Raw genomic sequence first — 13,075 nt, 5'->3', positions numbered from 1 at the left:
TCGCGGCTCGTCCCACGGACGCGACCGGTAAACCTAAACACGGTCAAAAAAGTAAACAAGGGCCTCCGCGCGCGAATGCTCGCAGACGCGAACTGTGTTGTGATTTTCTTGCGGAACCTCACGCGGATCGGGCCCCGACGCCCGCCGGGCGGCCTGTTCCGCACCCGGCGAAGCGCAAGTTCCGGCGTATCATCCGAAGGCTTGCCACCACGGATCATCGCCATGTACACGCTCTACTACGCCCCCGGTTCGGCCAATCTGCTGGTGCACCTGGCCTTGCTTGAAATCGGCGCGCCGCACGAACTCAAGCGCGTCGACCTCGACAAGGGCGAGCAGCGCAGCGCTGCGTACCTGGCGATCAATCCGAACGGCGTGGTGCCGACGCTGATGGTTGACGGCGCGCCGCATGGCGAAGCGGCTGCGCTGGCGATGCTGCTGGCCGAGCGGCATGCCGAAGCCGCCCTGGCACCGGCAGCGGGAAGTGCGCAGCGCGGTGACTACCTGCAATGGATGTTCTATCTCGCCAACTCGCTGCAGCCGCTGTTTCGCCAATGGTTCTACCCCGGCGACCAGCTGCCGGCGGCGGCCGACACCGTGCAGGAAGCGGCCCGCATCGGCATTGAAAAATGCTGGTCGCATGTCGACGCCCGGCTCGCCGCACACGGTCCGTACATGCTGGGCGAACAGCTCAGCGTGGTCGACCTGTATGTGCTGATGCTGATGCGCTGGTCGCGCAACATGCCGCGCCCGGCCACCGAGTGGCCGCAACTGGCGGCGCTGGCCACGCGATTGAAGGCGCGAGCGTCGTGGAAGCAGGTTTGCGCCGCCGAAGGGCTGACGGAATGGGTTTGAACGCATGAGCGACGCGCCCGGCGCCGATACCTGGGCGGTCTATCTGCTTGAATGCGCCGACGGCCGCGTCTACACCGGCATCGCCCGCGACCCCGAACAGCGCTACGCAAAACACCTTGCCGGCAAGGGCGCGCGCTTCACCCGCTCCAACCCGCCGCGGCAGTTGCTGGGCTGGGTGTGGGTCGCCAGCCATGGCGACGCGCTGCGGCTGGAGATGGCCTGGAAACGCCTGCCGCGGGCGCAACGCATCGCGGCGCTGCGGGAAGGCATGTCGGCGTGACACGCACGAACGCGTGCTAGCATCACCCGTGAAGGGGAGTAGCTCCCGCTCGCTGTCACCGCCAATACGGGCTTGACCCCGGTGCAGCGGCAAACCGCCAGGTTTGCGAGCAAGACCTTCGCCGTCCCACGGCGAAGCTGCGTCCATCACGAACGCCTTTGACGCCGTGGCCCCACCGCGCGACCCACGTGTCCTGCAGCCACCCACCTCAAAGAGATCCCCATGGAATCACTGGCCAGTCCCGAAATCTGGATCGCCCTCGCGACGCTGACCGCCCTGGAACTGGTGCTCGGCATCGACAACATCATTTTCATCTCGATCCTGGCGGGCAAGCTGCCGCCGGAGCAGCGGGACAAGGCGCGCCGGCTCGGCATCGTGCTGGCCGCGATCACCCGGCTGGGCCTGCTGATGGCGATCGCCTGGATCGTCGGGCTGACCGCGCCGCTGTTCTCGCTGTTCGGCCACGCCTTCTCGTGGCGTGACCTGATCCTGCTCGGCGGCGGCCTGTTCCTGATCGGCAAGGCCACCCACGAAATCCACCAGAAGCTGGAAGGCGCCAGCGAACAGGTGACCGTGGGCGCGGCCACCGCGACGTTCGGCGGCGTGATCGCGCAGATCATGCTGCTCGACATCGTGTTCTCGCTGGACTCCATCATCACCGCGGTGGGCATGGTCGACGAGCGCTGGGTGATGGTCACCGCGATCCTCGCCTCGATCGGCTTCATGCTGGCGTTTGCCCGGCCGATCGGCGAGTTCGTGGAGCGCCATCCCACGGTCAAGGTGCTGGCGCTGAGCTTCCTGATCATGATCGGCCTGGTGCTGTTCGCCGACGGTTTCGGCCAGCACATTCCCAAGGGCTACATCTACGCCGCGATGGCCTTCTCGGTGTTCGTGGAGCTGATCAACCTGTGGATTCGGCGGCGCGCGAAGCGGCAGGTGGCGCCGGTGGCGCTGCACGGGAAGTACACCGGCGGCGACGCCGGCTAGTCGCGCGCCAGCTCCAGCGGCAACCACAGCTGGGCGGCGGCTCCGGGCGCGCCTTCGCGGGCGCCCAGGCTGACGCCGCCTTCGTGTGCCTCGGCGATCTGCCGCACCAGGGCCAGGCCGATGCCGGAGCCGCCGGGCTTGGTGGTGAAGAACGGCACGAACAGGTTGTCGCTGCCGGGCAGGCCGGGGCCGTCGTCGAGAATCTCGATCAGCACACGCTCGCCCTCGCTGCGCCAGCGCATCACCACCTCGCCCTTGCCGCCGTCGAGGCTCGCCTCGACCGCGTTGCGCAGCAGGTTGATCAGCGCCTGTTCGAGCTGGTCGGGGTCGGCCTGCAGCGACAGCGCCGGGCCGTCTTCGACGCGCACCGCAAGGCGCTGCTCCAGTCGCGCCACCGCCGCGATGCGTTCGGCCAGGTCGACGCTCCGCTGCTGCGGCGGCGGCAACGCGGCCAGCTTGCTGTAGCCGGCCAGGAAACGGGCCAGCGATTCGGCCCGGTTGCCGATCACTTGCAGGCCGCCGCGGGTATCGTCGCGCCAGTCGTCGGGCAGTGGATCGCGCGCGACCAGGCTGGCCAGCGTGCCAGCCAGCGAATGGATCGATGCCAGCGAGTTGTTGACCTCGTGGCCGAGCACGCGCAGCAGGCGCTGCCAGGCCTGGCGCTCTTCCTCGCGCAACGCGCGGCCGACGTCGTTGACGACCAGCAGCTGGCCGTTGCGGCCTTCGTTGCGCAGCGGCGCGTGGCGAATCTCGAAGCGGCCGCTGCGACCGGGAAAGACGTGCCGCACGACCTGCGCCGATGGCGCGGCGAGCAGCGCATCGAGCCCCAGCTCGTCCGCGCGGCGGCCCATCAGCGCGTGACGCTCGCCGGTGAGCAGGCGTTGCGCGGCGGGATTGAGCAGGCGCAGGCGCAGGTCGCCGTCGAACACGAACACGGCGGCATCGAGCGAGGCCAGCGTCTTGCCCAGCAGGCGCGCCGAATCCTCCGATTGCAGGCGCTCGCGCTGCAGCCGGTCCGCCAATGCGTTGATGTCGTAGATCGCCTCGCCCAGCACGCCCCCGCTCACGCCGCGCAGGCTGTAGTCGCCTTCTCGCAAGGCTTCGAGCAGGCCGACCAGGGTGTACAGCGGATACACCACGCGCCGGTGTTGCCAGCGGGCGATCATCGCGGTGAGCACCAGCGCGGCGCCGGCGAGCACCCAGCGCAGCTCGACCCCGGGCCGGCCCGTCAGCAGCACGATCGCCAGCGCCGCCAGCGCGGGCAGTGCCACCAGCCAGCCGCCGAGCAGCACCCGTCGCTCGAACGCGGGCATGCGCGCCCGGCGCCGCGATGACGTCCTGGCCGCGGGTTCAGCCATCGTCGTCACTGGCGGGATCGCGCAGCGCGTGCTTTTCCATGCGGCGGTAGAGCGTCTGGCGGGTGATCCCCAGCGCATCGGCGGCATGCTGCAGGTTGCCGTCGTGACGCTCCAGCGCGCGCCGCACCAGATGCGCCTCGGCCTGGTCGATGGTCATGTCGTCGAGTTCCGTCGACGCCGCCGCCGTGCCGCCACCCGGGCCGGGACCGAAGGCCAGCGCCGAATCGCTGACCAGGTCCTGCTCGGCCAGCAGGGCGGCGCGTTCCATCAGGTGGCCCAGCTCGCGCACGTTGCCCGGCCAGCGCCAGGCCAGCAACGCGCGCTCGGCCGACGGCGCCAGGCGCAGATCGTGGCGGCCATAACGCGCGGCGCTGCGTTCGAGAAAACTGCGCGCCAGCGGCAGGATGTCGTCGCGGCGTTCGCGCAGCGGCGGCAGGCGGATTTCCAGCGTGTTGAGCCGATACAGCAGGTCCTTGCGGAAGCGCCCCGCTTCCACCTCGACGGCCAGGTCGGCATTGGTGGCCGAGACCAGCCGCACGTCGGCGCTCTGCGTGCGCGAGGAACCCAGTCGCTCGAACTCGCCATCCTCCAGCACGCGCAGCAGTTTCGGCTGCTGCGAGATCGGCACGTTGCCCACTTCGTCGAGGAACAGCGTGCCGCCATCGGCCAGCTCGTAACGGCCGATGCGTTCGCTCCTGGCGTCGGTGTACGCGCCGCGCACGTGGCCGAACATCTCCGACTCGAACACGTTCTCGGCGATGCCGCCCATGTTGACCTTGACCAGCGCCTTCGCTGCGCGTCGCGACTGCGCGTGCAGCGCCTGCGCGATGACGCCCTTGCCGGTGCCGTTCTCGCCCAGCACCAGCACGTTCGCGTCGCTGGGCGCCACCCGCGCCACCAGCTCCATCACCCGGCGCATCGCCGGCGATTCCGCGATCAGGGCTTCGCCGCCGCCGCGCAGCAGCGCGTTCTCCGCCTCCAGACGGCGCTGTCGGCGCGCGCCCTCGCCCAGCGCGATCTGCGTGCGCACGATGCTGAGCACGCGCGCGTTGTCCCACGGCTTCTCGATGAAATCGCCGGCGCCGCGGCGCAGCGCATCGACCACCAGCGGCACGTTGCCCCACGCCGTCATCACCACCACCGGCAGCTCCGGCACGTGCTGGCGCAGCGCATCGAGCAGGGCCAGGCCCTCCTCGCCCGAGGTGGTGTCGCGGGTGTAGTTGAGGTCGATCAGCGCGCAGCCGAAATCACGCTGGCGCACCGTCTCCAGTGCGGCCGAGGGACCGTCCACGCCGATGCTGGCGAAGCCCTCGGACTTCAGCAGCAGGCGCAGCGCCTCGCGCACGTCGGCCTGGTCGTCGACCAGCAGGACGGTGGGATTCGATTCGCGGGTCATGTCGTTCCGTTCGCGGGTTCAGCGCAGCATATCGACTCCGCCGCGCACACGCGCATCATTCGTAGCGCAGGGCGACGGCGGGAGCCACTCGCAACGCGCGAATCATCGGCACCAGCGAGGCGATCAGCGCCACCAGCAACACGGTCAGCAGGACCGGCGCGAATACGCGCATGTCGTGCGCCCGGGTGTGCAAGCCCGGGTCGGCCAGCAGCGCCGACCACGGCCAGGCCAGCAGCAGGCCGACACCCAGTCCCAGCCCGAGCTGCCACAGCAACTGTCGCCCCACCTCGCGCGCGATCGCAGCGTTGCCGGCGCCGATCGCGCGACGGATGCCGATCTCGCGCGTGCGTTGGGCCACCGCGAACGCCAGCACGCCATACAGGCCCGCGCCGGCCAGCAGCAGCGCCACCAGCCCCAGCGCGCCGAACACGCTGCTGAGCACGGTCAGGCCCACGCGCGCCTCGGCCATCGCGGCGGCCTGGCTGCGCATGCCGTACACCGCCGCCTGCGGCTCGACCGCGTGCACGGCATCGATCAGCTGTTGCGCGGCGCTGTCGGCGACGGCATGCGTGCGCACCGCCAGCCCCACCGCGTGCAACGGGCCCTGCCCGACCGACTGGTCCAGCGGCAACAGCAGGCCCGGCCGCGGGTTTTCCAGCACGCCGTCCAGCTGCAGCGGCTCGATCACCCCGACCACGGTCAGCGTGCGGGCGAACGGACGGCCCGGCCACAGCACCAGCGTGCTGCCCAGCGCATCGCCGTGCGGCCATGTCGCCGCCGCCATCTTCGCGTCGACCACCGCCACCGGCACGCTGTGCGCACGGTCGCGCGCGTCGAAGAAGCGGCCCTCCCGCAAACGCACGCCATAGGTGCCGGGGAAATGCGCATCGACGATGGCCATCTGCGCCCGCGGCCAGCCGTCCGCAGGTTGCGGCTGGCCCGGCAGCGATACGTCTTCATGGCTGCCCAGCACGGCACCTGGCACGGTGTCCGACGCCGTGGCCTCGACCACGCCGGCGCCCTGGCGCAGGCGCTCGCCGACCGCGTCGAAGAAGCGGATGCGCTGCGCGTCGTCGCCGTAGCCGGCCGCAGGCAGCATCACCTCCGCGGTGAGCACGTGCGCGGCATGCGCCGCGCCGGCCATCGGCTGCGACAGCACGGTGCCCACCGCGCGCACGAAGGTGCCCGCCCCCACCAGCAGCACCACGGTCAAGGCGACTTCCGCCATCACCATGATCCTCGCCGCCCGGGCGAAACCGGCGCCCGAACCCTTGCCGCCATCGCGCAGCAGATCCTGCAGGTCGGCGCGTGAGGCGCGCCAGGCTGGAATCACGCCCGCCAAAGCCGTGCTGAGCAGCGCCGCCGCCAATGCCGCCGCGAGCACGCGACCGTCGAGGCCGAAATGATGCAACGGCACCGCACCCGCTGCATCCTTGAAGTACACCGAGACGATCCAGCGATTGCCCCAGTGCACGATCGGCAATGCCAGCGCCAGGGCAGCCAGGCTCAACAGCAGGCTTTCCAGCAGCGCGCCGGATACCAGCCGGGCGCGACTGCCGCCCAGCGCGCTGCGCAACGCCAGTTCGTGGCGCCGCTGCAGGGTCTGCACCAGTTGCAGGTTGGCCACGTTGACGCAGGCCAGCAGCAACACCAGCACCGCGGCGCCGAACATCAGCCACACCCACTGGCGCATGTCCTCGGGCACGAAGCTGAACTTCCACGGCTTGATGATGACGCCCCGCGTATGCCGCCCCGTCGGCAGCGCCGCCTGCAGGCGGGCAGCCCATGCATCCAGCTGCGCGCGCGCCTGCGCCAGCTGCTGTCCGGGCGCCAGCCGGACCACGCCCCACACGTCGCGGTGCTCGCCCGGCAGCAGTTTCAACGGCATCCAGACCTGGCTGTTGGTGACCGGCATGCTCGTCGCATCGGCCGGCAGCACGCCCACCACCGTGGCCCACTCGCCGTTGACCCGCACCGCGCTCCCCACGATCTGCGGATCGGCGTTGAAACCGCGCCGCCACAGGTTCTCGCCCAGCAGCACCACGGCTGGCGCGCCGGCTGCCTCGTCCGCCGGCTGCAGGCCGCGCCCCAGCAGCGGCCGGATGCCCAGCAGCGTCATCATCGAGGCAGTCACGCGGCTGCCCTGGTAGTAATTCGCGCCGCGGCCCTGCTCCACGCCGGCGCCGGTGGCCACGTAGGCGCCGAGCAGGTCGACGCCGCCCAGCCGGCCACGCAGCGCCAGGTACTGGTCGCTGTCGAGCGTATCGATGCCATGGCCACTGCGCGAGGGCTCGCCCACGGCCAGGATGCGTTCGGGGTGCGGCAGCGGCAGCGGATCGAGGATCAGCGTGTTGACCAGGCTGAACAGGAACAGCGTCACGCCAAGGCCCACGCCGAGCACCATTGCCGACAGCAGCGCATACCCGGGGCGACGCGCCAGGCGCCGCCATGCACCGCGAAATTCACGCACGATCATTCCCTGCTCCCGCGCAACGCGCGCATTGGATGAACCCTGCCGGCACGCAGCGCCGGCACCAGGCAGGCCAGCACACCGGCCACGGCCAGCACCGCGCAGACGCCGCCGATGGCCACCGGGTCGACCGCGCCGCGGCCGATGTCTTCCAGCACCGCGCGCAGCACGCCGGACAGTCCCAGCGCGAGGCCGACGCCCAGCACCAGGCCGAGCCCGATCTGCCACAGGCCGCCGCGCAGCACCAGTTGCATCAAACGCCATGGCGAGGCGCCCAGCGCGCTGCGCACGCCGAACTCGCGTTCGCGGGCGGCCACCGCCACCGCCATCACCGCGTACATGCCGGCCGCGGCGAGCAACAGCGCCAGCGCGGCGAAGATGCCGACCAGCAACAGATTGAGACGCATGTCGGCGGTGGTGCTGCGCACGATGCCCTGCATGCTGCGTACATTGGCGATCGGCTGGTTCGGCGCGACGGCGGCCACCGCCGTGGCCAGCGCATCGCGCCACGCGTTCGGATCGCCATGACCGCGCAGCGCGAAGCGCATCGGCTCGAAGCTGCGGAAAATCGCCATGGCGTTGTCGCTCATCTGCGCCAGCGGCACGTACAGCACTTCCGGCTGTTCTTCCAGCGGACCGAACTGGTGGGTGTCGCCGACCACGCCCACGATGCGCGCCGACCACAGTCCGGCATGGTCGCCGCGTTCACCTCGCTGGATCAACTTGCCGAGGGCCTGGCCGCCATAGTGCTTCTGCGCCATCGCCCGGTTGATGATCGCCACCGGTTCGCCGCCGCGGATATCGTTGCGACCGAACGTGCGCCCCTCATGCGTGGCGATGCCGAACAGCGCGAAGAAATCGGGGCCGACGCCGCGGTACTGCGTGTTGAACATTTCCCCGCTACCGGGCAGGTGCAGGCCGCCGAGGTTGAACTGGCCGCTCCACAGGTCCGCCGGAAGATTGGTGGTAGCGGTCACCGTGGTCACGCCGGGTATCACGCGCAGACGTTCAAGCACGCGCGTCGACAGGCGCTCCACCGCGGCGGCGTCGGGATAGTCGGCCAGCACCGGCGCCAGCTCGAAAGTGAGGATGCCGTCGCTGTCGAAACCCAGCGGCGTGCGCGCGGCGTCGTACAGCGTGTGCAGGAACAGGCCCGCGGCGCTGAGCAGCGCGGTCGCCAGCGCCACCTGCGCCACCACCAGCACGCGGCCCAGCCGACCGCTGTGCGGGCCCAGCCCGCTGCGTCCGCCTTCGCGCAATTCGTCGATCTCGCTGGCGCGGCGCCCGCGCCACAGACCCAGCGCCGCGGCCAGCAGCGCGCCGCCCAGCCCGACCAGCAGCGCCAGCAGCCATGTCGCGGCATCGAAATACAGCCGACCATTCGGCAACCACTCCGCCGGCATGTGGCTTTGCAAGGCGCCGAGGCCGACCACCGCCAGCAACATGCCGACCAGCGCACCGACGACGCCGACCAGCAGCGCTTCGGCCAGCGCCGGCAGTGCCAGCCGCGACATCGGCGCGCCCAGTGCACCGCGCACCGCGGCATCGTGGCTGCGCGACAGCGCACGCAGCAGCATCAGGTTGGTCAGGTTGACCAGCGCGATCAGCAACACGAACAGCGCACTGGCGAGGAACAGCGTCAGCACGTGTGCGGCATCGGCATGCTGCCAGGCACTGAACGGCTGCGCGCCGAAGTGGGCACGCTTCCAGTCATCGTTGCCCAGCGCGACGTACATCGCGTGCAGGCGCGTGTCGACCTCGGCCGCCACCGTGGCGGGCGCCACACCGGCGTTCGGGCGCAGCAGCGCCATGTAGTTGGTGCCGTCGTTGACGCTGTCCGGCGGCAACGCGGCGGGCAGCACCACGTCGCCCGCGAAGCCCAGCGCAGCGAAACCTTGCGGCAGCACGCCGACGATGGTGTGCGGTGCGCCTTCGATCGAGATGCTGCGCCCGATCACGCCGGCGTCGCCGCCATAACGGCGCTGCCAGAAACCGTGGCCCAGGATCACCACCTGCGGCCCGTGCGGCCGGTCCTCCTCGGCGCTGAAGTTGCGACCAAGCTGCAGGGGCAGGCCGACCGTCGGCAGCAGGCCACGATCGGCGTAGCTCGCCGGCACCAGCTCGGGCTGGCCGTCACCGGCGATGTTCAACTTCGGGCCATCCTGGATCAGGCCGATCGATTGCACGCCGCCCAGCGACTGCATGTGCTGGTACTGCTGCGGCGACACCGAGCTGACATGGTCGCCATTGCGGGGGCCAGCCACCAGCAGCCGCGAGGCCTGCGGCACCGGCAGCGGCTGCAGCAGCACCTGCTCGATCAGGGTGAACACCGCCGCGGTGCTGCCGACGCCCAGCGCCAGCACGCCGGCGGCCAGCAGCAGGAAACCCGGGCGCTGCAGACTCGCGCGCCAGGCGCGCCAGATTTCCGCCAGCCAGATGTTCATCGCGTGACCTCCTGCATCGTGCCATTCATCGCCATCACTCCCCCCGCAGAGCGCGCATCGGCTGCACGCGTGCCGCGCGCACGGCCGGCCACAGGCAGGCCAGCAGACCCGTCGCGGCCAGCGTCGCGCAGACCCCCAGCACCACTGCCGGATCGAACGCGTTGCTGCGGCCGAGCAGGGTCATCAGCAACACCGCCAACGCATGCGATGCACCCAACGCGATCGCCACCCCGATGGCCAGCCCTGCGGCGATCTGGATCAGACCGCCGCGCAACACCAGGCCAAGCAGACGCCGCGGCGCGGCGCCCAGCGCCATGCGCACGCCGAACTCGCGCTCGCGCGCGGCCACCGCCACGGCCATCACCGCATACAGGCCCGCCGCCGCCAGCATCAGCGCCAGCGTGGCGAACAGGCCGATCAGCCACAGGCTGAGCCGGGCGTTCTGCGTGGTCTGGCGCACGATGCCGCGCATGTCGCGCAAGTTCGCGATGGGCTGTTCGGGAGCGACTTCCGCCAGAACCCTGCGCACGCCGGCCTGCCAGTCCATCGGGTGGCCGTGGCCGCGCAATACAAAGCGCAAGGGCTCCATGTTGCGGATGATCGTCATCACCGGATCGGGCATCTGCGCCAGCGGTACGTACAGCACGGGTTGCATGGGCTGCAGCGGACCGCGCTGGTAGGTCTCGCCCACCACGCCGACGATGCGCACCGGCCGGAACTCGTCGCCTGTGCTCGGCACCTCGACCATCTTGCCGACCGCTCGGCCGTCGTAGTACTTGTCGGCCAGGTCCTTGCTGACGATGGCCACCGGCTCGCTTCCGCGCACGTCGCCGCTGGTGAAGCCGCGGCCCTCGAGCAGCGGGATGGCAAACAGGCCGAAGAAGCCTTCTCCGATGCCGTGGTACTGCGACACGAATTCCCTGCCGTCCGGTGTGTGCGGGGAGGTCTGGAGTTGGCCGACCATGCCGTTGCTGGCAGGCAGGTTGGTGGTTGCCGTCGCATCGGTCACGCCCGGTATCGACTGCAGTTGCTGCACCAGTCGCTGCGACAGATCGTGTACGGCGGCCACGTCCGGATACCTGGCCTGCACCGGCGCCAGATCGAACGTGAGCACGTGGTCATCGGCAAAGCCCAGCCGCAGTTGCGACGCGTCGTAGAGCCCGTGCATGAACACGCCGGCCGCGCACAGCAACACCGCCGCCAGCGCCACCTGCGCCACCACCAGCACGCGGCCGAGCCGGCCACTGCGCAGGCCGATGCCGCTGCGCCCGCCTTCGCGCAGTTCGTCCACCGTGGTCGCGCTGCGGCTGCGCCACAGCGCCAGCACCGCCGCCAGCAGCGCGCCCAGCAGGCCCACGCCGAACGCCAGCACCCAGGCCGCGGCGCCGATGCGCAACCGCCCGCCCCACAACCATTCGGCGGGAATGAATCCCTGCAGCAGGGTCAGGCCAATCACGGCAAACGCCATGCCCAGCAAGGCGCCGACGCCGCCCACCAGCAAGCCTTCGCCCAGCGCCGGCAACATCAGCCGCGGCAACGACGCGCCCAGCGCGCTGCGTACCGCCGCATCGTGATTGCGTGACAGCGCACGCAGCAGCATCAGGTTGGTCAGGTTGACCAGCGCGATCAGCAGCACCAGCAACGCGCTGGCCAGGAACAGCAGCAGCATTGGCCGCGCATCCCGCTGCACGGTCGAGACCAGGTCGCCGGCACCGAAGCGCGGCTTCTGCCAGTTGCCACCCATCGCCATGTCGCGATACATCGCGCGCTCGCGTGCATCGACCCGGGCCGACACTGCGGCGATGTCGGCACCACTGGCCAACCTTGCGATCGCCACGGTGCCGTTGTGGCTGTACTCGCGACTCGCCGGCGGCAGCGCCGTCGGCAATATCACGTCGCCCGGTCCCAGCACCGTGTTGAAGCCGGCCGGCAGCACGCCGACGATGGTGCGCGGCAAGCCTTCCACACGCAGGCTGCGCCCGATCACGCGCGTATCGCCACCGTAGCTGCGCTGCCAGAAGCCGTGACCGAGGATCACGGCAGGCGGTCCGTGCGGACGATCCTCCCGCACATCGAAATTGCGCCCCAGCACGGGTTGCAGGCCCAACGCAGGCAGCATGCCCCGGTCGATGTAGATCACCGGCACCTGCGCCGGCGTACCCGCACCAGCGATGTTCACCGTCGAGCCGGGACGTTCCAGGCCCAGCGAGGTGACGCCGTCGAGCTTGTCCAGATACTGGTATTCATGTGGCGAGATGCCGCCGGGATGGCCGCTGTCGCTCAACTGGCCCAGCACCATGAGCTGCTCCGGGTGCGGTACCGGCAACGGCCGCCACAAGGTGTTCCCGATCAGCGTGGTCACCGCAACGGTAGCGCCGATGCCCAGTGCCAGCACGCCGGTGGCCAGCAGCAGGAATCCCGGGCGGCGCACACTCGCACGCCACGCGCGCCAGATTTCGGTGACCCAGATGTTCACGCGTCGACTTCCACGCGCTGGCCGATCAAGGCGTCGATGCGCTGCTCGTCCTCGCGGCGCAGCCGGTCGAAGGTTTCCTCGTCCACCACGCGGCCGTCGAACATGCGGATCTTGCGCTGGGCCAGTTCGGCGTAGCGGCTGTCGTGGGTGACCATGCAGATGGTGGCGCCGCCCTTGTGCAGCTCGTCGAGCAGGGCCATCACCGCCTCGCCGTTGCGCGAGTCGAGGTTGCCGGTGGGTTCGTCGGCCAGCAGGATCGCCGGCTTGCCGACCAGGGCGCGGGCCACCGCGACGCGCTGCTGCTGACCGCCGGAGAGTTGCGCCGGGTAATGCCGCATGCGGTGCGCCATGCCGACCCGCTCCAGCGCCTCCTGCACCCGCTCGCGCCGTTCGGCCGCGCCGATGCCGCTGCGGTAGGTCAGCGGCAGCTCCACGTTTTCCTGCACGCTGAGGTCGCCGATCAGGTTGAACGCCTGGAAGATGAAGCCGATCTCCGCGTTGCGGATGCGTGCGCGTTCGGCAGCGTTCATCCCCGCGACGTCATGCCCGCTCAATACGTAGCTGCCCGCGTCGGCGGTGTCGAGCAGGCCGAGGATCGACAGCAGCGTGCTCTTGCCGCAGCCGGACGGGCCGGAGATGGAAACGTACTCGCCCAGGCGTACGTCCAGGTGCACGTCGCTCAACGCGTGCGTTTCCACCTCATCGGCCTGGAACACCTTGCGGATGCCGCCGAGGGTGATGACGTTGCTGGTGTCGTTCATGCGGTCGTCCTGTTGAAAGAAGAGTCCGGAAAGATGTCGATCAGGCTGCCG

9 protein-coding genes are annotated in these 13,075 nt (G+C 70.1%); 3 read left to right on the top strand and 6 right to left on the bottom strand.

The window, feature by feature from the left end:
* The first annotated feature begins 222 nt into the window (after positions 1 to 222).
* The 3 genes from UU7_RS14050 to UU7_RS14040 all read left to right on the top strand — a co-directional run bounded on the left by UU7_RS14050 (position 223) and on the right by UU7_RS14040 (position 2,119).
* Entirely contained in the window at positions 223 to 852 is a 630-nt protein-coding gene (locus UU7_RS14050) for a glutathione S-transferase family protein (protein ID WP_007809368.1), read from the top strand.
* A gap of 4 nt (positions 853 to 856) precedes the next feature.
* Entirely contained in the window at positions 857 to 1,132 is a 276-nt protein-coding gene (locus UU7_RS14045; RefSeq protein ID WP_007809367.1) for a GIY-YIG nuclease family protein, read from the top strand.
* Positions 1,133 to 1,354: 222 nt separating this feature from the next.
* Positions 1,355 to 2,119, top strand: coding sequence for a TerC family protein (locus UU7_RS14040; protein ID WP_007809365.1), 765 nt, complete (start codon positions 1,355 to 1,357; stop codon positions 2,117 to 2,119).
* Here UU7_RS14040 and UU7_RS14035 read toward each other — a convergent pair.
* The 6 genes from UU7_RS14035 to UU7_RS14010 are packed head-to-tail and all read right to left on the bottom strand — an operon-like array spanning position 2,116 to position 13,024.
* Complete coding sequence (locus tag UU7_RS14035; protein ID WP_007809364.1) at positions 2,116 to 3,432, bottom strand: sensor histidine kinase; 1,317 nt, start codon at positions 3,430 to 3,432, stop codon at positions 2,116 to 2,118. The genes UU7_RS14040 and UU7_RS14035 overlap by 4 nt on opposite strands.
* Positions 3,433 to 3,469: 37 nt before the next feature.
* Entirely contained in the window at positions 3,470 to 4,873 is a 1,404-nt protein-coding gene (locus UU7_RS14030) for a sigma-54-dependent transcriptional regulator (RefSeq protein WP_007809362.1), read from the bottom strand.
* Between the two features lie 55 nt (positions 4,874 to 4,928).
* Positions 4,929 to 7,349, bottom strand: coding sequence for an ADOP family duplicated permease (locus UU7_RS14025; protein ID WP_007809360.1), 2,421 nt, complete (start codon positions 7,347 to 7,349; stop codon positions 4,929 to 4,931).
* Positions 7,346 to 9,787 carry an ADOP family duplicated permease gene (locus tag UU7_RS14020; protein WP_007809358.1) on the bottom strand — a complete coding sequence of 814 codons (2,442 nt, stop codon included), beginning with the start codon at positions 9,785 to 9,787 and terminating at the stop codon, positions 7,346 to 7,348. The genes UU7_RS14025 and UU7_RS14020 overlap by 4 nt, the downstream gene beginning before the upstream one ends.
* Before the next feature lie 34 nt (positions 9,788 to 9,821).
* Positions 9,822 to 12,263, bottom strand: coding sequence for an ADOP family duplicated permease (locus UU7_RS14015; protein WP_007809356.1), 2,442 nt, complete (start codon positions 12,261 to 12,263; stop codon positions 9,822 to 9,824).
* Positions 12,260 to 13,024 carry an ABC transporter ATP-binding protein gene (locus UU7_RS14010; protein ID WP_007809354.1) on the bottom strand — a complete coding sequence of 255 codons (765 nt, stop codon included), beginning with the start codon at positions 13,022 to 13,024 and terminating at the stop codon, positions 12,260 to 12,262. Before UU7_RS14010 ends, UU7_RS14015 begins: the two co-directional genes overlap by 4 nt.
* Positions 13,025 to 13,075: the final 51 nt, after the last annotated feature.

The organism is Rhodanobacter spathiphylli B39 (assembly GCF_000264295.1).
GTDB lineage: Bacteria > Pseudomonadota > Gammaproteobacteria > Xanthomonadales > Rhodanobacteraceae > Rhodanobacter > Rhodanobacter spathiphylli.
Note: the sequence above shows the minus strand (reverse complement) of the source record. Positions and strands in the feature narration are given on the sequence as shown.